21 protein-coding genes are annotated in these 24594 nt (G+C 68.9%); 14 read left to right on the top strand and 7 right to left on the bottom strand.

Annotated features, from left to right (window positions below):
- Positions 1-3: 3 nt before the first annotated feature.
- Together QWJ38_RS19865 and QWJ38_RS19870 are read right to left on the bottom strand one after the other, a co-directional pair.
- Positions 4-2064: a TnsB C-terminal domain-containing protein gene (locus QWJ38_RS19865; protein ID WP_290360854.1), complete on the bottom strand. Its 2061-nt coding sequence runs from the start codon at positions 2062-2064 to the stop codon at positions 4-6.
- A gap of 1 nt (position 2065) precedes the next feature.
- Positions 2066-2875: a hypothetical protein gene (locus QWJ38_RS19870; RefSeq protein ID WP_290360855.1), complete on the bottom strand. Its 810-nt coding sequence runs from the start codon at positions 2873-2875 to the stop codon at positions 2066-2068.
- A gap of 131 nt (positions 2876-3006) precedes the next feature.
- Here QWJ38_RS19870 and QWJ38_RS19875 point away from each other — a divergent pair, with 131 nt between their 5' ends.
- On the top strand, positions 3007-3867 hold the full coding sequence (locus QWJ38_RS19875; protein ID WP_290360856.1) for a hypothetical protein: 861 nt from the start codon (positions 3007-3009) through the stop codon (positions 3865-3867).
- 308 nt (positions 3868-4175) lie between these two features.
- Here QWJ38_RS19875 and QWJ38_RS19880 read toward each other — a convergent pair whose 3' ends face one another.
- Entirely contained in the window at positions 4176-7151 is a 2976-nt protein-coding gene (locus QWJ38_RS19880; RefSeq protein WP_290360857.1) for an adenosylcobalamin-dependent ribonucleoside-diphosphate reductase, read from the bottom strand.
- A 196-nt stretch (positions 7152-7347) separates the two neighbouring features.
- On the opposite strand from QWJ38_RS19880, the gene QWJ38_RS19885 reads away from it, so the two are divergent.
- The 4 genes from QWJ38_RS19885 to QWJ38_RS19900 all read left to right on the top strand — a co-directional run bounded on the left by QWJ38_RS19885 (position 7348) and on the right by QWJ38_RS19900 (position 14084).
- Complete coding sequence (locus QWJ38_RS19885) at positions 7348-7680, top strand: hypothetical protein (protein WP_290360858.1); 333 nt, start codon at positions 7348-7350, stop codon at positions 7678-7680.
- 61 nt (positions 7681-7741) lie between these two features.
- Positions 7742-8428 (top strand): response regulator, encoded by a 687-nt coding sequence (locus QWJ38_RS19890; RefSeq protein ID WP_290361007.1) that lies wholly within the window; start codon positions 7742-7744, stop codon positions 8426-8428.
- A complete protein-coding gene (locus QWJ38_RS19895) occupies positions 8429-11314 on the top strand; it encodes an ATP-binding protein (RefSeq protein ID WP_290360859.1) in 2886 nt (961 codons plus the stop codon).
- The gene (locus tag QWJ38_RS19900; RefSeq protein ID WP_290360860.1) at positions 11301-14084 is read left to right on the top strand and encodes a hybrid sensor histidine kinase/response regulator; all 2784 of its coding nucleotides are present in this window, start codon (positions 11301-11303) and stop codon (positions 14082-14084) included. Before QWJ38_RS19895 ends, QWJ38_RS19900 begins: the two co-directional genes overlap by 14 nt.
- A 21-nt stretch (positions 14085-14105) precedes the next feature.
- On the opposite strand, the gene QWJ38_RS19905 is transcribed toward QWJ38_RS19900, so the two are convergent.
- The 3 genes from QWJ38_RS19905 to QWJ38_RS19915 form a co-directional block, all read right to left on the bottom strand.
- Positions 14106-14543 carry a globin family protein gene (locus QWJ38_RS19905; protein WP_290360861.1) on the bottom strand — a complete coding sequence of 146 codons (438 nt, stop codon included), beginning with the start codon at positions 14541-14543 and terminating at the stop codon, positions 14106-14108.
- A gap of 165 nt (positions 14544-14708) precedes the next feature.
- On the bottom strand, positions 14709-14885 hold the full coding sequence (locus QWJ38_RS19910) for a hypothetical protein (protein ID WP_290360862.1): 177 nt from the start codon (positions 14883-14885) through the stop codon (positions 14709-14711).
- Positions 14886-15012: 127 nt separating this feature from the next.
- A complete protein-coding gene (locus tag QWJ38_RS19915; RefSeq protein WP_290360863.1) occupies positions 15013-15612 on the bottom strand; it encodes a DUF1134 domain-containing protein in 600 nt (199 codons plus the stop codon).
- Between the two features lie 196 nt (positions 15613-15808).
- Here QWJ38_RS19915 and QWJ38_RS19920 point away from each other — a divergent pair, with 196 nt between their 5' ends.
- Both QWJ38_RS19920 and QWJ38_RS19925 read left to right on the top strand, forming a co-directional pair.
- On the top strand, positions 15809-16261 hold the full coding sequence (locus QWJ38_RS19920) for a hypothetical protein (RefSeq protein WP_290360864.1): 453 nt from the start codon (positions 15809-15811) through the stop codon (positions 16259-16261).
- 25 nt (positions 16262-16286) lie between these two features.
- On the top strand, positions 16287-16676 hold the full coding sequence (locus QWJ38_RS19925) for a PilZ domain-containing protein (RefSeq protein WP_290360865.1): 390 nt from the start codon (positions 16287-16289) through the stop codon (positions 16674-16676).
- 23 nt (positions 16677-16699) lie between these two features.
- On the opposite strand, the gene QWJ38_RS19930 is transcribed toward QWJ38_RS19925, so the two are convergent.
- On the bottom strand, positions 16700-17548 hold the full coding sequence (locus QWJ38_RS19930; protein ID WP_290360866.1) for an alpha/beta fold hydrolase: 849 nt from the start codon (positions 17546-17548) through the stop codon (positions 16700-16702).
- 235 nt (positions 17549-17783) lie between these two features.
- Between QWJ38_RS19930 and QWJ38_RS19935 the strand changes: the two genes are divergently transcribed.
- The 7 genes from QWJ38_RS19935 to QWJ38_RS19965 all read left to right on the top strand — a co-directional run bounded on the left by QWJ38_RS19935 (position 17784) and on the right by QWJ38_RS19965 (position 24561).
- Positions 17784-18881, top strand: coding sequence for a sensor histidine kinase (locus tag QWJ38_RS19935; RefSeq protein ID WP_290360867.1), 1098 nt, complete (start codon positions 17784-17786; stop codon positions 18879-18881).
- A complete protein-coding gene (locus QWJ38_RS19940; protein WP_290360868.1) occupies positions 18878-20002 on the top strand; it encodes a histidine kinase in 1125 nt (374 codons plus the stop codon). Before QWJ38_RS19935 ends, QWJ38_RS19940 begins: the two co-directional genes overlap by 4 nt.
- Positions 19999-20772: a LytR/AlgR family response regulator transcription factor gene (locus tag QWJ38_RS19945; protein ID WP_290360869.1), complete on the top strand. Its 774-nt coding sequence runs from the start codon at positions 19999-20001 to the stop codon at positions 20770-20772. Before QWJ38_RS19940 ends, QWJ38_RS19945 begins: the two co-directional genes overlap by 4 nt.
- Positions 20772-21287, top strand: a complete 516-nt coding sequence (locus tag QWJ38_RS19950) for a protein tyrosine phosphatase family protein (RefSeq protein WP_290360870.1) — start codon at positions 20772-20774, stop codon at positions 21285-21287. Before QWJ38_RS19945 ends, QWJ38_RS19950 begins: the two co-directional genes overlap by 1 nt.
- A 72-nt stretch (positions 21288-21359) precedes the next feature.
- The gene (locus QWJ38_RS19955; RefSeq protein ID WP_290360871.1) at positions 21360-23579 is read left to right on the top strand and encodes a molybdopterin-dependent oxidoreductase; all 2220 of its coding nucleotides are present in this window, start codon (positions 21360-21362) and stop codon (positions 23577-23579) included.
- 252 nt (positions 23580-23831) lie between these two features.
- Positions 23832-24038, top strand: a complete 207-nt coding sequence (locus tag QWJ38_RS19960; RefSeq protein ID WP_290361008.1) for a cold-shock protein — start codon at positions 23832-23834, stop codon at positions 24036-24038.
- Positions 24039-24345: 307 nt separating this feature from the next.
- The gene (locus tag QWJ38_RS19965; protein WP_290360872.1) at positions 24346-24561 is read left to right on the top strand and encodes a hypothetical protein; all 216 of its coding nucleotides are present in this window, start codon (positions 24346-24348) and stop codon (positions 24559-24561) included.
- Positions 24562-24594 lie beyond the last annotated feature (33 nt).

The following is a 24594-nucleotide window of genomic DNA, read 5'->3' on the forward strand; positions in this document are numbered from 1 at the left end:
CGATCAGCTAGAAGTGGGGTTGGTCGGCGGCGTGCGCGATCGCATGACGTGTCCGAAGCGCGGCGCCTCAGGCGCTGATGCGGGCTGCGCTGCCGCTGGCGGGGGAGGTAGTGCTGGTGCTGGTGCTGGTGCTGGTGCCGGTGCAGATGCAGGACTAGGAGGTGCCGGTGGCAGGCTTTTCCCCTCGGTCCAACGACCCATGCGGTTTCGTGGCTTGTTCTTCTTGTTCTTGCCCTTCTTGTGACTCATCTCCGCCCGAATCATTTCGGCGATGGTCTCCTTCGCCTTCAACCACGCAGATGAGTCGTACTTCTCCCATTCCCGCGCTGCGTACCGCTTGCATACCTTGTGCTGCCAGGCGGTAAGCCCCTTGGCATAGGTCTGGGCAAGTGCCGGCACGACGAACATGCGCTTCTTGTCGGGAGATAAGACGACGACCTTGCCAATATCTCCGTCGTCGATACTGATCTCAACGTCCAGCTTTTCGCCGTGCCGCATGCGTAGCGTCGTCATGTCCGGGGAGTTGTAGAGCAGGCCTTCGAACTCGATCCCCTTGTGCGTAAGGACCCGCTGCTCGCGACGTCCCAGAATGGCGTCGAGCCTTTCCGGGTCCTCTGGCAACAAGATGTCTTCGACATTGATGCCCGACTTCCACATCTGAACCGGTGGGACCTTGAGCGTGCGGTGAGGGCGCTGGTGGTAGACATCACAGATCCAGATTCGGGCGACGTGTTGCAAGGTGCTCAGTCGCACGACGGCGTGCTTTGCCGGGTCGTAATCGTCTTTCTCAAAGATGTTGGAGAACGTCGTCCCCGGCGCAATGTGCGCAACCTCCGCATTCATCGTTCCCAGGTAGCGCTCGATCTTCCCTTTGCACCAAGGTGACTTCCGTGGCGAGTAGTGAATTTCGATGCCCAGCGAATAGCAGCCTTCCTCCAAGCTGTTGCTGTGAAATTCCAGACCGTTGTCCATCGACAGTTCGCGCATCACGCCATGAGCATCCCAGTCGTTCTGGACCTTCGGATAGAGCGCCTTCAAGTTCGTCTTGGGCATGAAGGCGTTCTTCAGGCACCTCGCGACGGTGAGGAAGCTCGCAGGCTCGAAGCCGATGTTGATGCCCAGGACGCATCGCGAGTAGTCATCGATGCATGCAGTCAGTACCGGCCGTCCGAGTGGTAGTCCTGAGTCATCGTCGATGACCATGAGGTCCATCAGCGTGTGGTCGATCTCGGCGCGCTGCAACGGAGCTTCGGTCGTCCGGTGACCAAGCACGGACCTGAACCGCTTGGCGGCGACGGTGCGCCCATATCGCGACACGCAGATGTCGAATGCGGGAATCTTTCCGATCAATCTTTCGATTAGGCGACGGGTTGGGCTCGGAAGCTTGAATCCCTCGACTCGATTTGTGTTTTCCAGATTGACCTCATGCTGGGCCTTGTCTACGGTGTCCTGAATCGTCTTGCGCTCTCGTTGCAGATAGACCGTATCAATGGCCTGTTCTGCAATCTCGATAACTTTCTCCGGATACCGCTCAGTGCGGTTGCCTCGCTTGTCTACCTTGTCTACGACCGCATGGACATCCAAGCCGGCATTGATGAGCTGTTTCCGCCAGCGATAGACAGTGGTCCAATGAGGAGCGACTGGAGGTTGCTTGTCTAGCTTGAGCCAGGTCTCCTGGACAGTGTTCATGATGGTGTCCTTCGTGGTGCTGAGACCCATCACCGCGAGCGCATAGGTGCGCTTGAGCTTGGCTCTGTCGAACCGCTTCTCTGGCACGTCAAGATATGGCTTGCCGAAGTCCGTCCTATCGCCACCCCGTTTCTCGTCGCTTCGCTTTTCATCGTCACGAGCGAAGTCGAGTTCGCGAGCGACGTACATCAATCGAAGGTCTGAATCTGACTTCTCGATCACGCGCTTGGTCTTTTCATCCTCCAGTTGCCAAACGACATCGCGCTCATCGCGCTCATGGCTGTCATTGGGGTCGGTGCTGACCTTGCGGACCATTCGATAGACTTTTCGTGTAAAGCGAACGAGAGTCCCCTGTTGGAATGCCATGGCGCCCATGTCAGACCTCCTCCCCACTCATCGCGAGTTCGCAGCTCTCGCCGGATTCGCCCGGCGTCGCCGCCGGCGCACCTGGCGCCGGATCACGTGAAGCCGCAAGCGGGAGAACCGAAATTGCCGTTGTGGAGTTCAGGCACCGATCCATGTCGAACTGGAGCCCCCCCTCCAGAATCAGACGGCAGATGTATTGGCGGCCTCGCGGCCCGAGGTCACCCGCCACAACGGCTCCCCAGGTCAGACAACCGCAGTTGGTCAGCGTCCGGCGCAGTCGCTCACGGTCAACAAGGGGGATTTCGGCGCGCCCGAACTTGAGCACCGTCAACGCGTTGTTCATCCGCGGTTTGGCCGCTGGATCTTCGGCAATGACGACGCGGTAGGTGTAGCCATACGTGCGGAGGCCGGCGGTCATCAGGTGCGTTCGACGCACAACCTTTTCATCCTGGGCGTCCCGCAAGGTTTTGACTTCCCAGAGTTCTTTCCTTGCTCCCCGCACCACCTTGATGTCCGGGACGTGGAGGCGCTCTTCGTCATCCTGCAAGTACTTGATCACCAGGGGCTGTTCGTTGAATCGAGTAACCGACGGATCAACGTCAAGCAGTCGAAACGCATTCAGCTCATGCGGCGACTCCCACTCCAGCATTCGCCCGTTCTTCCAGCTCGGGTACTTGCCGGTCCCGCGGGCCTTCGATCGCGACACCACCGTTCGGGCTCGGAGTTCATCTGGCTCGGGGAGGATGAGTTCAAGGATTTGATCGGGCCGTACTGCGTCATTCGACACCTCGGCCACGTTCTCGCTCAGGTTTTGTTGCATCGCAGCAATCTCTCCATCAAGGGCTTTCGCCCGACACACCCACGTCGGGTGCGTCGCCAAATTGCCTAATCGAAGAGGCTGTCTAAGTACGCGGATTAAAATCGACTATTTTTCAGACACTAAAGGTCCAAATGACGGTGTCAAATGCACCGCGCGCCGCCGGTCGCCCAAAAAGGTCGCCGCTTGAAGTGGCACGAACAGCGGCCTGGTTCGAGTTCGTGAGGATCATTTCCGGCTGGACTGGCTCAAGACTGGAGAAGCACTTCGATGAGCGCGACCAAGCCGCCCGGGATCGGCATCGCGGTACCAGGTGGAACAAGTACAAGTTCGGGCGGACAAGCCCAGCTCGATCGTTGCTGGAGAGGGTTGACCAGCGGTTTCCCAAAACGCTCGCGGCCTACGACCATGTCGTCTGGGACTTGGCAGGCACCCCTTCGACCAGTGCCGGCGACCTGCGCGCGATGGCAGGTCGGCTTCCTCAGGAGGTATCCACCCTGTTCTTGGATCCCCAAGCCTCTGCAACTTCACCTTTTTGGCTCCGGCAGGATTTCAACCACCGCTCCGTCATCGTGGCGGTTTGCGACTTGTTCGATGCGAGGCAGATCGGCCACTTTGAGGTTGTGGCGGCGCTGCTGACCGTTGCTCACGATGCCTTGCTTCGGCAGTTGGAGCGGCAGCACTTCGAGACCTACATTGCTATCGCCCACAAGGCGCGTGGATACGCGCTCGGCCCAGGGGTTCCGCTGGCGTGGAGGCTTGAAGCCTTCATCTTTGGCTCGTGGCTGAAGACGGAATACCGCGACCCAGAGATTCGAGAAAAGATGGCCTTGCTTCGATCGGTTGAGGAAGGCCCACATCCGCCGTGGCTGCAACAGCAACGACCGCTCGCCTTCGCAAGGGAAAAGCCGCGACTGGACCAACGCGGTGAAGAAGAGCGCAAAGCCTTCTGGGCGGCATGCAAACTGATCGACCTATTCCCCGCGGGCGACTAGGACACAGGCCTGGCCGGCACGCCGTGAAGGCCACCTCATCCCGGCAACTCTGACCAATCCTGAGTTCCCAATAGCCAACCCCTGAGGCGCAGGTCAAAAAAGAAAGGCCCCGGAGATCGTCTGATCTCTGGGGCCTTTGCATCAGACCTGCCGTTCTATTGGGGCCGAGCTTGCAAGTTATGGGGATCGACTTGCAGCATATGGCGTGCCCGTTAGCATGTTATGGGGTGCCGACTTGCAGCTTATGCGGTTCCATTAGCACGTTATGGGGTACCGCACACAGTTGCAGCACCGCGCCGGCGACCTTGTCAGCCGCACTGTCCGACATAGCCGCAGGCGGTGCAGAAATCGCAGCCGTCCTTGTGGATCATCGTGTGGTTGCCGCATTCCGGGCAGGGCCGGCCGGCCATGGTCGGCAGCTCGGCCGCGGCGCCGGCCGCCGTCTTCGCCTTGGGCGCCTGCAAGAGGCCCATCTCGACCAGCGGCATGCCCTGCTCGTCCAGCACGCCCAGCATCGCATAGCGGTGGATGATCAGCCGCGCGACATAGGCGACCGTCGAGGGCCATATCTGCTGACGACGCTCGCCGGCAAGACTTGGCACCGGCGCCATGAAGTGGCCCAGCGGCTCGCCGACATTGAGCAGCTTCCTCAGCTTCATGCCGATCCAGCCCGGGTCCATCACCCGCATGTCCAGCGAGAGCAGTCGCGCCATGCCATCCAGCGCCTTCGGGTAATTGCCCGAGAAGCCCATCGCGCAGGGGCGGGTGACGAAGCCACCGTCCGGCGTCGGCAGGCTGACCTCCTTCAGGGTCAGGGTGAACTGCTCGTTGGTGGCCGGGTTGTCGACGTCGACGGCCCAGGCCAGCGTGCCGGAGACGGTGGTGCGCGGCTCCTCGCGGCTGAACATCGCGTCCAGCACCGGCGTCGGCCCGCCCTCCTGCAGCGCGCCCAGCTGCTCGCAGCGCCAGCGGATCACCGCGGCCGTCGCGGCGACGACGCCGGGGAAGAGCCGCTTGTCGCCGCCCGGCGGCATCGGCATCTCGAAGGCGCGCTCCTCGGCCACCGTGGCCAGCGCGTCGAGCTTGAGCTTCAGCCAGGCCGCGTCATTGGTGCGCAGGTCCATCGACAGGGTCTTGGCCAGGGCCGACAGGCCGCGCGGCTGCTCGGCGCCGTTGACCCAGACCTCGAAGGGCAAGGTCCGGCCGAACAGGCCGGCCTCGGGGCCCTCGGCCGGCAGTTCGCCGACGAAGAGCGCGAAGTCGCCATGCGGGTGCTGGATCATGTAGCTCCAGGCCGGATTGCCGCCGGGCATCTCGGGCCGGCTGGGCCAGCGCAGCGAGGCCAGGACCGCGTTCGGCAGCGTCTTGACCAGGAGGCGCTGGTTGGCGCCGCCCTCGTTGACGACCGGGCGCAGCGGCTCGGGCTCCTTGACCGCCGGGCTGTCGACGCTGAGAACCGAGCCCAGCACCGTGTTGGGCCTATAGGTCGCCAGGCCCTTCAGGTTGGCCTTCCAGGCCTGCAGGTACAGGTCCTGGAAATCGGCATAGGCATAGTCGGCCGGCACATTGACCGTCTTCGAGATCGAGGTGTCGATATAGGGCGCGACGGCCGCCACCATCGAGGCATGGTCGGCCGCGCTCAGCTCCAGCGCGGTGACGAAGGCCTCGGACAGCGGCGCGTCCTCGCCGAACAGATGGCGGTACAGGCGCCAGGCATGATCCTCGACCGAGTATTCCTTGAAGCCGCCGCCCTCGATCTGCGAGAGCCGCTTCTTGCGCGTGTAGCTCCAGCTGAAGGCCGGCTCGATGCCGTTCGATGCGTTGTCGGCAAAGGCCAGGCTGATCGTGCCGGTCGGCGCGATCGACAAGAGGTGCGAGTTGCGCAAGCCCTGGGCGCGGATCTTGTCCTTCAGTGCCTGCGGCAGGCGCGAGGCAAAGCTGCCGCCGCTCAGGTACAGATCGGCATTGAAGAGCGGGAAGGCGCCCTTCTCGGCGGCGATGTCGCTGGAGGCGGCATAGGCGGCGTCGCGCATCACCTCCGAGATGCGGCGCGCCATCTCGCGCGCGGCCTCGCTGTCGTAGCGCAGGTTCAGCATCACCAGGGTGTCGCCGAGGCCGGTGAAGCCCAGGCCGACGCGGCGCTTGTTGCTGGCCTCCTGGCGCTGCGCCGGCAGCGGCCAGGGCGTCACGTCCAGCACGTTGTCGAGCATGCGGGTAGCGACCGCGCAGACCTCGGTGAAGCCGGCCTCGTCGAAGCGGGCCTTGGCACCGAAGGGATCGCGCACGAAGCGGGTCAGGTCGATCGACCCCAGGCAGCAGCAGCCATAGGAGGGCAGCGGCTGTTCGGCGCAGGGATTGGTCGCGGTGATCGACTCGCAGTAATAAAGGTTGTTGTCGTTGTTGATGCGGTCCAGGAACAGCACGCCGGGCTCGGCATGGTTGTAGGTGGAGCGCATGATCTGGTCCCAGAGGCTGCGCGCCGGCAGCTTGCGGTAGACCCAGAGCCCGTCGCCGCGCTGGTAGGCGCCCTGCTCGCGCTGCTGCTCGCCCGGCTCGGCACGGTGCACCAGCTCGACCTGGGCATCGGCCTGCACCGCCTCCATGAAGGCATCGGTGACGCCGACCGAGATATTGAAGTTCTTCAGATCGCCCTGGTCCTTGGCGTGGATGAACTCCTCGACATCCGGATGATCGCAACGCAAGACGCCCATCTGCGCGCCGCGCCGGCTGCCGGCGCTCTCGACCGTCTCGCAGGAACGGTCGAACACGCGCATATAGCTGACCGGGCCGGAGGCATGGCTTTGCGTGGAGCCGACCCAGGCGCCCTTGGGCCGGATGCGCGAGAAGTCGTAGCCGACGCCGCCGCCGCGGCGCATGGTCTCGGCCGCCTCGGTCAGGGCCGTGTAGATGCCCGGATAGCCGTCCTCCGGCGTGGCGATCGAGTCGCCGACCGGCTGCACGAAGCAGTTGATCAGGGTGGCCGAGAGCTCGGTGCCGGCGGCCGAGAGGATGCGGCCGGCCGGGATGAAGCCGCGCCGTTGCGCCTCCAGGAAGCGGGCGCTCCACTCGGCCCGGCGCTCGGGCGCCTCGGCGGCGGCCAGCGCCGTGGCGACGCGCGTGCGCAGCTCGTCCAGCGTCTTCTCCTCGCCCTTCGCGTATTTCTCCTGCAGCACCTCGGCGCTGATTGCCTGCGCCGGCAGGGTCGCGGGGCTCAGCCGGCCGCCGCCGGGTTCGGCGCTGTCGGGAATCAGGCTGGTCTGCGTGGCTTGGGTGGGGGACGACATTCGGATCTCCATGACGATGCAAGCACTCTAGCGCCTCGCCGCCGACCGACAACCCGACGAAGCCCTCTTGCGCCGCGTGGAATTTGGAAGTCGCGGCGACCGGAAAATATTTGAAACAAAAGCCGCGCGACAGCGAAACCCGGCTGATACCACCGCGGCGCACAGTAGGAACCGTTCCGCAGTCCAGGAGTTCCCCATGTCCACCCTGTCCGCCCTGTCCGCCCAAAGCCGCCAGCCGTCCGCGACGGGTGAGCGCACACTGACTCACGAGCTTATCGCCCACAGCGCCAGCGCCGAACGCCAGGCCCTGCTGGCCCGTGCCGAGGCGCGCGCGGCCGAACGGCTGCAGCAGCTGGAGTTCGTCGACACCCGCCCGCCGCTGTACCGCAGCGAGGCCTTCGTCGAAGACCTGGCCGAGGCCGGCGCGCCGCCGCCGGCCGGCCTGATGCGGGGTTTGGCCGGGTTCGCAAGCCAGTACATGACTGGCATCATCATGCTCGGTTCGGTCCTGTCCGCATGGAGCGTCTGATATAAGCGCCAACCTGCCCTCACTGCTGCTGGTCGACGACGAAGCCGAGCTGCGCGAGCTGCTGGCCGAGTACTTCACACGCCAGGGTTTTGCCGTCCGCGCCGCCGCCGATGCGGGCCAGGCGCGCGCGCTGCTGGCCGAGCAGCGGCCGGATCTGGCCCTGCTCGACCTCAATATGCCCGGCGAGAACGGGCTGTCGCTGGCGCGCTGGCTGCGCGAGCAGCATCCGCAGGTCGCCATCATGATGCTGACCACGGCCAGCGACGCGGTCGACCGCGTCGTCGGGCTCGAGCTGGGCGCCGACGACTATGTCTCCAAGCCCTTCGATCTGCGCGAGCTGCTGGCCAGGGTGCGCGCGGTGCTGCGCCGCACGCAGGCGGCGGCGGCGGCCGTGGCGGTCGCGCCGGCGCCAGCACCGGCCGCCAGCGAGGCCCAGACAGCGCAGCGCGTGCCCTTCGGCATGTGCCTGCTCGATCTGGAGCAGCGCCGGCTGTTCGACGGCCAGGGTCAGGAGCTGCCCCTGACGGCGGCCGAGTTCGATCTGCTGGCCCTGTTCGCCCGCCATCCGAACCGGCCCTTGAACCGCGACCAGATCATGGAACAGGCGCACAACCGCGGCTGGGACGTGTTCGACCGCTCGATCGATCTGCGCATCATGCGGCTGCGCCGCAAGGTCGAGCGCAACCCCGACAAGCCCGAGGTGCTGAAGACGGTACGCAACGTCGGCTACGTCTTCGTCAGCCGCTAAATGCCCGCCGCGCAGCCGGATCCCGTCCTGCGCAACCTGGTGGCGACGCGCCGCCTGATGGCCTGGTTCCTGGCCCCGGTCTTCGTGCTGCTGCTGATCCTCAGCAGCCTGCAGTACCGGCAGCGCATGGCGGAGGTCGAGGCACAGCAGCAGCGCCTGGCCGAGCAGCATGCACAGGACCTGCAATTGCTGGCACGCCCGGCGATGGACCATGTGCAGGACCTGCGCCGGCTGATGGAGGAGCTCTGGCTACAGCCGCCCGATCCGGGCCCGGCGCTGGCCGCCCAGCTGGCGCCGCGCGAGGTCGGCGGCCGCGCCGACGGCTGGGCCATCGCCGACCCGGCCGCCGGCCTGCGCTGGGGTCAGGTCTGGTGGGCGGAGCCGGACGGCCGGCCCTTCGATCCGCTCTGGCTGCGCCGCGCCGCCGCCTTCGTCAACCAGGCGCGCGTCGCCCATGCGCGCGCGCCCGGCTTCGAGGCGACCTGGTTCGCCGCCATGGATCTGAACAGCTCCTTCGGCTATCCCTGGATCGAGCCGGCGACGATTCTGCAGAGCATGGGCGTTGCCGCGCTTCGCGAGCTGGCGCCGCTGCGCGCCGCCGCAGCGGCCAGGACGCGCGCACGGCTGGCGGCCCAGCCACCGGCGATCGAGGACGCGGGCGCCTCGCACTGGGGCCCGCCCTATCGCAGCCAGCTGGCCGGCCATCTGGTCGTCTCGCATATGGCGCCGGTGCGTGTCGGCGCGCAGATCGTCGGCGAGGTCTCGCTGGACTTCCGCCTCGACGATCTGCAGGCGCGGCTGCGCGCCTGGGCCCTGCCGGGCGAGCGCGACTGGATCGTCGACGCCGCGCGCCAGGTGCTGGCCGATACCGAGCAGGGCCCGCCCGGCGAGCAGCAGGCGCTGACCGGCTGGGCCTCGCGGGCGCCGGATGGCCTGGCCGAGCCGCATCTGCGCGCGGCGCTGGACCAGGGGCCGCAAAGCGTCGGCGACTGGCTGCTGGTCGCTGCGACCCGGCCCGGCTCGCCCTGGACCTATGTCAGCGCGGTGCCGCGCGCCGAGCTGCGCGCGCGCATCCTGCCCAGCCTGCTGCCCAACGCGGCGATCGCGCTGGCCCTGCTGCTGGGCCTGGTCGCCGCGCAATGGCTGCTGGCGCGCCACTTCGTGCAGCCGGCGATGCAGCTGCTGGCCTATCTGCGCGCGCTGTCGGCCGACCACCGGGCACCGGCGCCGCGGCTGGGGCGGCGCTGGCAGGTCTGGGTCGACAGCCTGGGCGCCACCTTCGCCCACCAGTTCCATCTGCTGCAGCGCGAGCGCGGCAGCGAGGCGCGCAAATCGGCCATCCTCGACCATGCGCTGGAGGCGATGGTCTCCACCGACGCGGCCGGCCATATCGTCGAATTCAACCCGGCGGCCGAACAGATGTTCGAGCGCCGGCTGGACGAGGTGCGCGGCGCCGATGTCGCCGAGCTGCTGATTCCGCCGCGCTACCGCGCGCGCCATCGCGCCGGCCTCGAGCGCCTGGCCGCCGGCGCCGCGCCCAGCCTGCTCGGGCGGCGGCTGGAGATGCATGCGCTGCGCCGCGACGGCAGCGAGTTCGCCGTCGAGATGGTGCTGTGGCGCAGCGAGCTCGACGGCGAGACCAACTACACCGCCTCGCTGGTCGACGTGTCCGAGCGCCAGCAGGCGCGCCAGCAGATCGAGCGCCAGCGCGAGTCGCTGCGCCAGGCCGAGAAGCTGTCGGCCATGGGCAGCCTGCTGGCCGGCGTCGCGCACGAGCTGAACAATCCGCTGGCCATCGTGATGGGCCGCGCCGGCCTGCTCGACGACAAGCTGCAGGGCAGCCCGCTGCAGGCCGATGCCCAGCGCATCCGCGAGGCGGCCGAGCGCTGCGGCCGCATCGTGCGCACCTTCCTCAATATGGCGCGGGCACGCGCGCCGCAGCGCGCGCCGGTGGCGCTGAACGATATCGTCCGCGCCGCCGCCGACATGCTGGCCTATACCTTGCGCAGCCACGGCATCGCGCTGGAGCTGCAGCTCGACCCGGACCTGCCGCCGCTGATGGGCGATGCCGACCAGCTGGGCCAGGTGCTGCTTAACCTGCTGATCAATGCCCAGCATGCGCTGGCCGAGAAGAGCGCCGGCGAGGAGCCGCGCCGCATCGTCGTCGCCACCGGCGTCGAGGCGCGCCGGCCCGGCGGGCGCGAGCCGCGGATCTGGCTGCGCGTGCAGGACAACGGCCCCGGCGTGCCGGCCGAGGTGCGCGACAAGCTGTTCGAGCCCTTCTTCACCACCAAGGACGAGGGCCTGGGCACCGGCCTGGGCCTGTCGGTCTCGCGCTCGCTGCTGCGCGAGCATGGCGGCGACCTGCATCTGGAGGGCGGCGAGCCGGGCCGCCGCGGCGCCAGCTTCCGCCTCAGCCTGCCGATCAGCGGCGTGCCCGAGCCGCAGGCCGACGACAGCGATGCCCAGCCGGCGGCCGAGCGGGCGCCGCTGCGCCTGCTGGTGGTCGACGACGAGGCCGAGCTGGCGGCGCTGATGCGCGAGGCGCTGGAGGGCGCCGGCTACGAGGTCGCAACCGCCGAGTCGGGCGCGGTCGCCCTGGCCCTGCTGCTGGAGGCGCGCTTCGACGCCATCATCAGCGATCTGCGCATGCCCGAGGTCGACGGCGCCGAGCTCTGGCGCGCGGTGCAGGCCCTGCATCCGGCGCTGGCGCGGCGCATGCTATTCGTCACCGGCGACATCCTGTCGCCGGCGGCCGCCGAATTCCTGCGCGACAGCGGCTGTCCGGCGCTGGAAAAACCATTCAAGCCGCAGGACCTGCTGGCCGCCGTGCGGCGGCTGCCGCTGTCCGCCCCGGAGGAGGATCACCACGATGCCCAGCGCTGAATCGCCGTCCACCGAACTGCATGCCAGCGCGGCGGCAGCCATCGTGCGCCGCTACCGCCGCCTGCTGTGGCTGGTCAGCCTGCCGCTGTTCCTGCTGGTCGCCCTGCTGGCGCTGGGCCAGGGCCTGGCCGCGCATCGCAATGCGCTGGGCGGGCTCGAGCATGAGGCGGCCCGCCAGCGCGACGCGCTGCAGCAGCTGGCGCGCGAGGCCGAGCAGCATGTCGAGGACCTGCGCCGCTTCGCCGAGCGCGAGCTGATCACCGCGGCGCGCGCGCCCGACGCGATCCTGGCCGCCGCGCTGCAGGGCGGCCCCGGCCGCGGCTACACGCTGGACGAGTTGCCGCAGCTGCTGCAGCCGGGCCTGGCCCAGCTGCTGTGGCCGGCCGACGAGCGGCCCGACGAGGCGGTGCTCTGGCGGCTGCAGGCCTTTGCCGCGCTGGCCGAGCGTGCCCATGACCGCCATGCCGAGCTGGCCCGCTCCTACTACCTGGCCTGGCCGCAGCGCCATGTGCTGCTCTATCCCTGGCTGCCCAGCAGCCAGCTGCTGCAGGGCCTGGGCGGCGGCGATCTGGCGACGGCGGTGCAGCGCTGGTACGAGCGGCCCGAGTTCGGCAGCGCCAGCGCCGGCAATCCCTCGCAGGGCGCCTTCTGGCACTGGGTGCCGGGCCAGGCCAGCGTCGTGCATGGCGCACCGGTCTATGCCGGCGAGCGCTTCCGCGGCCTGGTCGCGACCGAGCTGCGACTGCAAAGCCTGGCGCGTGCGGCGGCCAGCGAATCGCCGGCCTCCTGGTGGCTGATCGGCCCGCGCGGCGATGTGCTGGCGCGCGCCGGCGAGCTGGCGCAACATCCGGAGGAGGCGGTGCTGGCGAACGCCCGCGCGGCCGAGGGCCGCGGCATTGCCGCCGGGGGCCTGCGCGTCGTCGCGCTGCCGCTGCGCAGCGCGCCCTGGACACTGGTCGTCGCGCGCCCGGAGGCCGGCCTCCTGGCGCAGATCGTGCCGGAGCTGCTGCCCTATGCCTTGATCGGCGCCGGCCTGATGGGCCTGCTGCTGCTGGGCCAGTGGATGCTGCGCCACCGGGTGATCGAGCCGGTGCTGGCGGTGATGCGCTTTCTGTCCGAGCGCTCGCGCGACGAGGCGGCGGCGGAGCCGCGGCTGACGCCGCGCTGGCAGCCCTGGATCCGCGTGATCAGCGCCACCTTCGCCGCGCAGCGCGAGGCGCGCGAGCGCGAGCGCCGCAGCGAGGCGACCAAGTCGGCCATCGTCGACCATGCGCTGGCCGCCATCATCACCACCGACGAGCAGGGCCGCGTGGCCGAATGGAACCCGGCCGCGGCCGCGATGTTCGGCCTGGCGCGCGCGGCGGCGCTGGGCCGGCCGGTCGGCGAGCTGATCATCCCGGCGCGGCTGCGCGCCGCCCACGAGGCCGGCATGCTGCGCGCGCGCAGCAGCGGCGACATGCGCCTGGCCGGCCAGCGCCTGGAGATGAGCGGGCTGCGCAGCGACGGCAGCGAATTCCCGATCGAGATGGTGCTGGCGCGCACCGACGTCGACGGCAGCCACCATTTCACCGCCTTCATCAACGACATCAGCGCCAAGCGCCAGGCGCAGCAGGAGATCGAGCGCCAGCGCGAGGCGCTGCGCCAGAGCGAGAAGCTGACCGCGATGGGCAGCCTGCTGGCCGGCGTCGCGCACGAGCTGAACAACCCGCTGTCCATCGTGCTGGGTCGCGCGGCGCTGCTGGAGGGCAAGGCGGCCGGCGGCGGGCTTGCCGACGATGTGCGGCGCATCCGCGAGGCGGCCGAGCGCTGCGGCCGCATCGTGCGCACCTTTCTGAACATGGCGCGCGCCAAGCCGCAGACGCGCCAGGCGGTGCCGCTGAACGAGCTGGTGCGGGCGGCGGTCGAGCTGCTCGGCTATTCGCTGCGCTCGGGCGGCATCACGCTGGAGCTGGCGCTCGCGCCTGATCTGCCCGAGCTGCAGGCCGACCCCGATCGGCTGGGCCAGCTGGTGATGAATCTGATCGTCAATGCGCAGCAGGCGCTGTCGGCCCAGGCCGGCGAGCGGCGGCTGAGCATCGCCAGCGGGCTGGATCCCGACGGCCAGCGCCTGTGGCTGCGCGTGGCCGACAACGGCCCCGGCGTCGCGCCCGAGCTGCGCGAGCGCGTGTTCGCGCCCTTCTTCACCACCAAGGGCGACGGCGAGGCAAACGGCGTCGACAACGGCGGCAGCAAGGGCACCGGCCTGGGCCTGGCCGTCGCGCGCAGCGTCGCGCGCGAGCATGGCGGCGAGCTGCAGCTGGAGGACACGGCCGGCGGCGCCAGCTTCCTGCTCAAGCTGCCGCTGGTGGCCGGCCCGCAGCCGGCCCAGGCGGCGCCGGCGCCGATCGCCGACGCGGCGCGGCGTCAGCTGCGCGTGCTGGTGGTCGACGACGAGACCGAACTGGCCGGCCTGCTGCGCGAGGCGCTGGAGGGCGCCGGCTTCGAGGTGGCGACGGCCGAATCGGGCCTGGTCGCGCTGGAACTGCTGGCCGAGGCGCGCTTCGACGCCATCGTCAGCGATCTGCGCATGCCCGGCATGGATGGCGCGGCGCTGTGGCGGGCGGTGCGCGAGCGCCAGCCGCTGCTGGCGACCCGGATGCTGATCATCACCGGCGACACCCTGAGCCCCGGTGCCACCGACTTCCTGCGCGAGGCCGGCTGCGCGCTGCTCGAAAAGCCCTTCGCACCTGCCGAGATGGTCGAGCGCGTGCGCGCGCTGACCGAGGCATGAGGACCGGGCCGGCTCGGCTTCTCAGGCCGCCAGCGCCAGCTCCGGCTTGGCCGCATCCATCATCGTGCGGCTGATCAGGCCGTAGACGGCCAGCCAGGCGGCGCGGGTGTCGGCATCAAAGGCGTCGCCCAGGCCCTGCTCAAGGGTCTTGATCAGCGCCGCGCCGACCAGCGCGTAATGGGCGTCCTGCACGCCATAGCCGACATGGCGGGCACCCAGCTGGCGCAGCACCGGCAGCAGTTGCTCGGGCTGGTCCAGCAGGCGCATCGCGGCTCCCATCATCTGCATCAGTTGATGGCCCTGCTGCGCCATATCGCCGCGGAACAGGCGGCGCAGCGAGGGCGCGGCCTCGAACAGATGGCCGTAGAACAGCGCGGCGGCCGTATCGGCGATCGGCTCGACCAGGGCAAAGCTGCGGCGGACCAGGGCGACTTCTTGCGTGGAGATGACAGCGGACATGAAGCTTCCTTCTCGATTCGATGGGCGGCGCCACCGGGTGGCGGGCCTTGGCATCGAACTGTGAAGGCGTCCGGTATCAGGCTTGTTGCAGGCGGCGCGCGGCTTGGTTGCGTTTGTTGCGCGGGCCGGCAAGGCAGCCAGCAAGAAAAGAAAGCAGATGCCCGCTCAGGGTGCCAGCACCAGCACGAGGGCGGCGGCCACGCTGACCAGGGCGACCGCCAGCACGAAGCTGCTCGCCTCGGGATCGCTGGAGCCCTCCTGCGGCAGCTGCCAGGGCAGCAGATGCAGGCCGGTCGGCAAGTGGTGATGAGCGGAGCGGTTCAGGCGCGTCAACAACTTCATGGCGTCCTCTCCTGGAAACGGCCGGCGATTCCCTTGGCGGGTGTTTTCGCTGCAGTTTCGGGGCCAATTGTTGCGCGCCGCTTTCCACCTTGTATCAGCAGGGTTTCATTGGTGTCGCCGCGAACGCTCAGAAGGGGTTGTACGACTTCTCGGGCCGGTAGTGCAGATAGCCGATGCTCGCGCCGGCACGCAGGCCGACGCCCAGGCGGATCGGCGCCAAGGTGATGCCGTTCAGGCGCTGGTAGTTGATGCCGGCGCCACCGACGTAGTAGAAGCTGCCGTCGACGCCGGGGAAGCGCTGGTAGATCGCCGAGGCACGCGGCAGCTTGTAGACCAGGGTGAAGACCTTGGACGCATTGGCGCCGGCGTCGAAGCCGATCGAGGGGCCGGCCCAGAACACGGGGCTGGCGCCACCGTTCTTCATCATCAGCTGGCCCTCGCCATAGCGCAGACCCAGGGTCAGGGCGCCGCTGGCCTCCTGGCCCTTGATATAGGCGTTGGGCCGCCCCTGCTCCTTGAAGGCCTTCTCGATCACCTTGGCCAGGCCCTCGGTCGTGCTGCCGAAGAAATCGGTGGCCGCCTTCAGCACCGAGTCCTGGTCATAGGTGGCGTCATCGTTGTCGGCGGCCAGCGCCATGCCGGCGGGCAGGCCGGCGCCCAGCAGGGCGCCGAGCCGGCCCAGCACCTGGCGGCGGTCGAGCGGGGAGCGGATGAAAGCGTTCGTCATTGTTCTTGTCGGGATTGGGGAGAACCCGAGCTTAACGAATGGACGGGCGCCCCGCAGCGGGTGGAAGCGGCAGCACGCTGTAGGACAAATGCCAGCGGCGTGATCTTTGTCGCAAGCCGTGCGCAGCTCGCCCGCCTACACTGGGCCGCGCTCGCGATAGAACACAAGACGACAAGCAAGCCCGCAGGAGGAGCCCTTGAGCACACAGGACGATCTGCCCAAGCTGGCAATGGCGCTGGAGTACGCCGATCTGGCCGCGGCCCTTTATCTGGCCGGCGGCAGCGAGCACGCGGCCCGGCTGCTGGCCGCCGGTGCCGAGCAACTGCTGGGCGATCTGGCCCGGCTGCTGGGCGGGCATGTGGACGACGACGAGGTGCAGAGCCTGCTGACCCGCATCGCGCTGCGCTACCAGGCGCCGCTGATCGAGCCGCGCGGCCATGCGCAGGCGCGCCAGCAGCAGACGGCCGTGCAGCGCGCCGGCGAGCTGGCCGGCCTGCCCGGTGGCGAGGCACGCCGCGCGACCGCGGCCTATCTGCGCGCCTGCTGGTTCATGCTGGAATCGATGGGACTGGAGGCGGTGATCCCGCTGCGCCTGCAGCGCGCGGTCGACCACAGCACGATCTGCGCCTCGGCCGCCGCGCAGGCCTGAGGCAGGGAGCCGGTGCTCTGCTAGCATGGTTCACAGCCACCGGGAGCCCGCCATCGAGACCGACCGCCGCCAGTTCAACCGCGTCGCCTTCGCGACCGGCGCCGAGCTGATCACCACGCAGGAGCGTCTGCAGGCGCAGGTGCTCGATCTGTCGCTGAAGGGCGCGCTGTTGCAGCTGCCCGCGGGCGCGCTGGTCGGTGCGGGCACGCCCTGCCTGCTGAAGCTGCTGCTGGCCGACCAGCAGACCGTGATCTCGATGGCCGGCGAGCTGGCCCATGTCGAGGGCGAGCGGGCCGGCATGCTGTGCCGCAGCATCGACATCGAGAGCATCACCCATCTGCGCCGCCTGGTCGAGATCAATCTGGGCGACCACGCGCTGCTGGAGCGCGATCTGAAGGCGCTGATCGCCGGCTGAGGGGCCCCTGGGAGCCCCTCTTCTCAGGAGAGGATGAACTCGCGCAGCACCGGGAAGGCCCGCTCGGGATCGTCCCGCCAGGCGCCATGGCCGACGCCCGGGAAGCTGACCAGGCGCGAGCATGGCGCCGGCAGCGCCGCCGCGATCTCCTGCGCATCCTCCAGCGGGCAGACCGGATCGTCCTCGCCGGCCAGCACCAGCACCGGGCATTGCGCCCGCGCCAGGCCCGGCAGCAGGTTCAGGCCCTGCTTCTCGCCGGCGACGAAGTGCAGCAGGATCTCCTCGCGCACCAGGGTGCGCAGGCCGGCCTCGGGATCGCGCGGCTCGCGCGTGTTGTAGAGCTTGCGGCAGCCGGCCCAGTAGGCCGCCCAGCTGGCCGGCGTCGGGTCGCTCCAGAAGGCCTCGGCCAGCGCGCGCGCCAGCGGCCCGCCGAGCTTCTCGAACATCGCCAGCTTGCGCTCCATGCCCATATGGTGCGAGGTGCTGGACAGGATCACCTTGGACGCATGGCCCGGATGGCGGGCGATGTAGCGCTGGGCGACAAAGCCGCCGAAGGACTGGCCCAGCACGATGGGCTTTGCGATGCCAAGCGCGTCGCAAAGCCGCACGATGTCGTCGGCCCAGATGTCCAAGGTCCATTCGCTGCTGGGCCGGGGGTCGCTGCGGCCGTGGCCGCGGTGGTCGTAGTAGACGATCTGGGCGATGTCGGCCAGCTGCGAGAAGGCCGGCTTGTAGGCCGAGTGGTCGAAGCCCGGCCCGCCGTGCATGCAGATCAGCGTCGGCTTCTCCCGCATCGTCGGCCCGTCGGGCACCAGGCCCGGGCCCTCGACGTCGACAAACAGGCGCACGCCCTGGCCAATATCGATACGCATCGCGGTCTTCCTTTCCTGATCATTCGCGCTTCGCTGGCCGCAGTATGCATGGCCGGGCCTGGGCGGCCGCCGGGCTGTTTCGTCCCGCCCTGGGCGATTTCGTCGCAAGCCTGTACGCGGCCGGGCCGGCGGCGACACAATGCAGCCCATGAGCCAAAAGCCAGGAAGCACCGCTGCGCCGGTGCCGCCGTCAGCCGCCCCATCGTCATCACCATGGGCCGCACGATCGGCGTTCTTGCAGGTCTTCAATCTGCGGATGATCGCCGCCGTCTATTACTTCTGCCTGCTGCATGCGACCTCGCGCGCGCTGGCCTGGTACGACGGCGAGCCGATGCGCTTCGACGAATGGCTGTACAGCCTGATCCGCTTCAGCCGCCAGTCGCTGCTGACCGGCCTGAGCATCCTGCTGGCCGTGGCCCTGGTCGAGGCGCTGCTGGCGACACCGGCGGCGCAGCGCTGGTCGGGCCGCCGGGTGCTGGCGCTGCAGGGCGCGGCGGTCGCCTGCGGCGCGCTGCTGGGCGCGCTGGCGCGGCACTACGTCGCCAACTACGGCATGACGGGCGTCAAGTTCATGTGGGGCTGGTTCTACTCGACGGTGGCGCTGTGGACCCTGCTCGGCTGCATGGCGTACGCGGTGCTGCGCGTGCTGCGCGCCGACCACGCGGCGCGCGACCGCCTGCGCCAGGTGGCGCGCGAGCGCGCGGCGCTGGAGGCGCAGCAGCTGGAGGCCCAGGTCTCGGCGCTGAATGCGCAGATCGAGCCGCATTTCCTGTTCAACACCCTGGCCAACGTCAAGCGCCTGTACGAGACCACGCCGGATCGCGGCCGCGACATGCTGGTCAGCCTGATCGCCTATCTGCGCGCGGCCCTGCCCAGCATGCGGCGCCAGGATTCGACCCTGGGCCAGGAGCTGGAACTGGTGCGCAACTACCTGACCATCCTGCAGATGCGCATGGGCGAACGCCTGAGCTTCGGCATCGAGGCCGATGCGCGCCTGCTCGAGGCGCGGCTGCCGCCGATGGTGCTGCCGACCCTGGTCGAGAACGCGATCAAGCATGGGCTCAGCCCCCTGCCCGAGGGCGGCCGCATCGAGATCCACGCCCATGCCAGCAGCGGCGCCGACGGCGTCGAGCAAATGGCCGTCGAGGTGCGCGACAACGGCCAGGGCTTTGCCAGCAGCGGCGGCAGCGGGGTGGGCCTGGCCAACACCCGCGCACGCCTGGCCGCGCTGTTCGGCGCCGGTGCGGCGCTGGAGCTGGAAGCGGCGCAGCCGCGCGGCGTGGTGGCCCGGGTGCGCATGCCCATGCAGGCGCTGGCGGCGGCGGCCCCATGAGCGCCGTGCTGCACCCGCCGCGCAGCGGCCAGCCGGCGGCGCTGCTCGGCCATCTGCTGCGGGCCTGGCGTTCGCTGCACTGGCAGGAGCTGGCCGCCTTCGCGCTGGCCGGCCTGCTGTTCGGCCTGATCGACCTCAGCTCGCTGCTGGAGATCGATGTCGGCACGCAGCTGGCGCCGGTGGTGATGCGCCATCTGCTGCTGCCGGTGGTCGCCTGCCTGGCGCTGCTGGCCGTCTGGCTGCCGGCCGACCGCAGCGAGCGCCAGCATCCGAAGCGCCCTCTGCGGCTGGCGCTGGCCGTGCTGATCGGCTCGGCGCTGGCCATGCTGATCAGCGCCGGCGTCGAGAAGCTGCTGCCCTGGCCCTCGGTCTCCGATCTGATGCGGGCCAAGAAGGGCCTGCCGCCGATGCCCAGCCTCAATGTCGCCGGCATGCTGGGCGACACGCTGTGGGTCTTCATGCCCTCGGCGATGATGATCGCCGTCGTCGAACTGCTGCGCCGGCGCCGCCACTACGAGGAATCGGTGCAGAAGATGCTGCACGAGCACAGCCAGATCAAGCGCCGCGCGATGGCGGCGCGGCTGGCCGCGCTGCAGGCCCAGGTCGAGCCGCAGCTGCTGTTCGACGCGCTGGTCGATATCGAGCAGGCCTATGGCCGCGCCGACGCGCGCGCCCCGGCGCGCATGGAGCAGCTGATCCGCCACCTGCGCGTTGCCCTGCCGCGGCTGCGCGAATCGGGCTCCAGTCTGGAGGCCGAGGCCGATCTGCTGGAAAGCTATCTGGGCGTGCTGCAGGGCCTGGGCCAGGCGACGCCGCGCTTCGAAGCGCGCTGGCCGGCCGAGCTGCGCGGCGCCAGCGTGCCGCCGATGCTGCTGCTGCCGCTGCTGCAGCGCGCGCTGCGCCTGGCCGAGCTGACCCCCAGCTGTTGCAGCCTCAGCGCCGAGACGCATGAGGGCGGCCTGCGCGTGCTGCTCGAGTTCGACCGGCCCGGCCTGTGCGGCGACGATGCCGAGCTGCAGTCGCTGGCCGAGCGGCTGCGCGTGCTGTCCGGCGGCCCGGCGCGGCTGGCCTGCCGCAGCCTGGCCGGCACGACCCTGTTCACCCTGGAACTGAATCGATGATGAGAACGCTCAGTGCGGCGACGGCCGTCGTGGCCGAGGACGAGGAGACCCTGCGCCACGAGCTGGTCGAGCAGCTCGGCAAGCTCTGGCCCGAGCTGTCCATCGTCGGCGAGGCGGCCGACGGCGTGCAGGCGCTGCGCCTCTTGGACGAGCACCGGCCCGACGTGCTGTTCCTGGACATCCAGATGCCCGGCGCCACCGGCCTCGATGTCGCGCGCCAGGTCGGCGGGCGCAGCCATGTGGTCTTCGTCACCGCCTACGACCAGTACGCGGTGGCCGCCTTCGACCAGGGCGCGGTCGACTATGTGTTGAAGCCCTTGAACAGCGCGCGCCTGTTCACCGCTATCGGCCGGGTCAAGCAGCGCCTGGCCGGCCCGCCGGTGGAGCTGGGCCCCTTGCTGGACCAGCTGGCCGCGCGGCCCGGCGGCGCGGCCGCGCCGCGCGGCTTCCTGCGCTGGATCAATGCCTCGATCGGCCAGACCCTGAAGCTGATCACCGTCGACGAGGTGCTGTACTTCCAGTCCGACAACAAATACACCAAGGTCGCGACGCGCGAGGGCGAGGCGCTGATCCGCAAGCCGCTGAAGGAGCTGGTCGACGAGCTCGATCCGCAGCAGTTCTGGCAGATCCATCGCTCGACCCTGGTCAATGCGATGGCCGTTGCCGCGGTGACGCGCGACTTCCGCGGCCGCATGCAGGTGCGGCTGAAGGAGCATGCGGACACCCTGCTGGTGGCCGAAAGCTACGCGCATCTGTTCCGGCAGATGTGATGCGTGGCGGCATTCTCGCCCTCGCGCTGCTCTGCGGCAGCGCGCTGGCCGCCCCGGCGCCGCCACCGAATCTGGTCGTGATCGACGCGCGGCTCAGCACCGCCGGCCAACCCTCGGCCGAATGGCTGGCGACGCTGAAGGAGCAGGGCTACGAGGCGGTCCTCTATCTGGCGCCGGCCACGGTGTCGGACGCCGTGCGGGAGGAGCCGCAGCTGGTCGCGGCCCAGGGCCTGATCTGGCGCCACATCCCCATCCCCTTCGGCGCGCCGACGGCCGCGCACTACGAAGAATTCGTCCGCCAACTCGCCGAGCTGCGCGAGCGCAAGCTGCTGGTGCACTGCCAGGTCAATATGCGCGCCTCGAGCCTGACCTTTCTGTACCGCGTCTTGGTCGAAGGCGTCGATCCGCATGAGGCCTGGGAAGCGGTCGCGCGCGTCTGGACTCCGCAGGGGCCGTGGCGCCGGCTGATGCTGGATCAGCTGCGCCGGCGGGGCATCGCCTTCGATCCGTTCTAGGGCCTGTCGCCAAGATGACCGCCGCGGCGGCGTCCGCCGCCGCACAATCGGCGACAAACAGGAGACGCCGCCATGCCGCAAAGCCATTACCGCATCTGCCCCTTGTGCGAGGCCTGCTGCGGCCTTGAGGTCCGCAGCGAGGGCAAGCAGGTCTTGAGCATCCGCGGCGCCGAGCAGGATGTGTTCAGCCGCGGCTTCATCTGCCCCAAGGGCGTGTCGCTGAAGGATCTGCACGAGGACCCGGACCGTCTGCGCGCGCCGCTGATCAAGCGCGACGGCGTCTTTGTCGAGGCCAGCTGGGACGAGGCCTTTGCCGAGATCGAGCGGCGCCTGCTGCCGCTGATCGCCGCGCATGGCGGCGATGCGGTCGCCACCGTCTTCGGCAATCCAAGCGCGCACAAGATCAGCCTGCTCAGCTACATCCCGCGCCTGGTCAAGGCGATCGGCACGCGCAATATCTTCTCCGCCTCGACCCTGGACCAGATGCCCAAGCAGCTGAGCGCGGGCCTGATGTTCGGCCACTGGCTGTCCATCCCGGTGCCCGATATCGAGCGCTGCGACTATCTGCTGATGCTGGGCGCCAATCCGATGGTCAGCAACGGCAGCCTGTGGACCGTGCCCGACTACCGCGGCAAGTCCAAGGCCATGCGCGAGCGCGGCGGTCGCATCGTCGTCATCGATCCGCGCCGCACCGAGACCGCCGCCCAGGCCGATGAGCATCTGGCGATCCGCCCCGGCGGCGATGTGTTCCTGCTGCTGGGGCTGGTGCACACCTTGTTCGACGAGGGCCTGGTCCGGCTGGGCCGCCTGGCCGAATGGACGAACGGCGTCGAGGCCGTGCAGCAGGCCGTCGCGGCCTACCCGCCCGAGCGCACCGCCGCCGGCTGCGGCATCGATGCCGCCACCCAGCGCCGGCTCGCGCGCGAGTTGGCCGCCGCGCCGCGCGCCTGCGTCTACGGCCGCCTGGGCACCTGCACGCAGCGCTTCGGCAGCCTGAACAGCTGGCTGGTCGATGTGCTGAACGTGCTGACCGGCCATCTCGACGCCGCGGGCGGCGCGATGTTCCCGAAGGCGGCCGCCTTCGCCGCCAACACGCTGGGCAAGCCGGGCAGCGGCAAGGGCGTGGCCACCGGCCGGCGCGCCAGCCGGGTCTCCGGCGCGCCCGAGGTCTTCGGCGAACTGCCGATCACCTGCCTGGCCGAGGAGATCGAGACCGCCGATGGACCGGACGGGGTCCAGGTGCGCGCGCTGATCGCCATCGCCGCCAATCCGGTGCTGTCGGCGCCGAACGGCCCGCGGCTGGCGCGCGCGCTCGAGGGCCTGGACTTCATGCTGAGCCTGGACATCTATCTGAACGAGACCAGCCGCCATGCCGATGTGATCCTGCCCGGCCTGTCGCCGCTGGAGGACCTGCATTTCGACATGGCCTTCCCGCAGTTCTCCTTCCGCAACCATGCGCGCTTCTCCGGCCCCGTGTTCGAGCGGCCGGCCGGCACGCCGGAGGAATGGGAGACCATCCTGCGCCTGGCCGCCCTGGTCGAGGGCCGCGGCCGCCATGTCGACATTGCCGCGCTCGACGATGCGGCGATCGCCGCCGATGTGCAGAAGTTTGCCGGCGAGCAGGCCGGCGCGGTGCTGGCGGCGCTGGGCGAGCAGCGCGGTCCCGAGCGCCTGATCGATCTGGCACTGCGCAGCGGCCCCTATGGCGACCGCTTCGGCCTGAAGCCCGAAGGCCTCAGCCTGACCAAGATCAAGGCGGCCGATGGCGGCATCGACCTCGGGCCGCTGCAGCCGCGTATCCCCGAGATGCTGCGCACCCCGACCGGCCGCATCGAGCTGGCGCCGCCGCTGCTGCTCGGCGATCTGCCCCAGGTCGCCGCGGCGCTGGACGCGCCGCCGGTCGAGGGCATGCTGCTGATCGGCCGCCGGGACATGCGCTCCGGCAATAGCTGGATGCACAACCTGCCGGTGCTGGCCAAGGGACCCGAGCGCTGCACGCTGCTGGTCCACCCGGCCGATGCCGCGCGCCTGGGCCTCAGCGACGGCGGCCGGGCCCGGCTGGCCACGACCACCGGCGCCGGCCTGGTGCGCGTCGAGCTGAGCGAGACCTTGATGCCCGGCGTCGTCAGCCTGCCGCATGGCTGGGGCCATGATCTGCCCGGCGCCCGACTGCGGCAGGCGGCCGAACGGCCCGGCCTCAATATGAATGCGCTGCTCGACGACGGCGCGCGCGATCCGCTGTCCGGCAACGCGGTGCTCAGCGGCGTGGCGGTGCAGATCGCGCCCGCCTGAGGGGAATCGGCGGCATGAAGGGCGCAGAAAACAAAAGGCCATGAATTCTGTGCTACATTCCGCCTCCATAGAACCGCACAAGACCGTTTATTCAAGGTCTTCAATCTGCAGCCCTCACGGCCTCCGGCCGTCGGCTCGCTTCAGTTTCAACTCCCCCATTGACTGTTCTTGAGTGTTTCTGTCCTCGCCGACCATGGGGTCGCGAGGTTTTCTCTTATTCATTGTTTTTCCAAGGAACACATCATGAGCGGCATGCAAACTGGCATCGTCAAGTGGTTTGACGACGGCAAGGGCTTCGGCTTCATCACCCCCACCGACGGTGGCAAGGATCTGTTCGCCCACCACAGCGAGATCAAGAACAACGGCGGCTTCCGCACGCTGGCCGAAGGCGCCCAGGTGGAATTCGAAGTCAAGCAAGGCCCCAAGGGTCTGCAGGCCTCGAACATCCGCGCGCTGTAATTCAGCCGCCAAAACGGTGACGCGTGAGCGTCACCGGTCCCGAGTTTCTCGGGACGAACAGCGCGGCGCCACGGGTGTTCCCGCAGCGCCGCCATCAACAGCTTGCCTAGATCAGAAGAAGACCCGGCAAGTTGCAATCGGCCTTCCCAGCCGATGCCACCCGAATGACCTCGCTCACAAGGTCGTCCAAACCCATTGAAATCCCGATCGCCCGCTGCCTGATGGCCGCGAAATGGCGCTCTGGCCTTCGTTCATTCCAATCGCGCTGAGACTCGTCTTTGTCCCGGCGCACACCTCGATATCGAAAATGCAGAAGAACAGCATTGAGGTGGGCAAATATCTTGTCTCACCGATGACCAAACCGCAGGACGATGGCAGCTTCGCCGCCTCCGTCTCGATTCGTTCCGGCCGCGGCATGGCCAGCCATGACCGCGTCATGCGCTTCACGCCGAGCTTCCAGAGCCATCGTGCGGCGATCCGCTACGCGACGGCCGAAGGTTTGGCTTGGGCGCGCGCGCATTGAACAAGCATCCGGCCGAATAGAAAGCGCAAAGGG

Origin of the sequence: Roseateles violae (assembly GCF_030410485.1) — a bacterium.
GTDB classification, from domain to species: Bacteria; Pseudomonadota; Gammaproteobacteria; order Burkholderiales; family Burkholderiaceae_C; genus Roseateles_D; species Roseateles_D violae.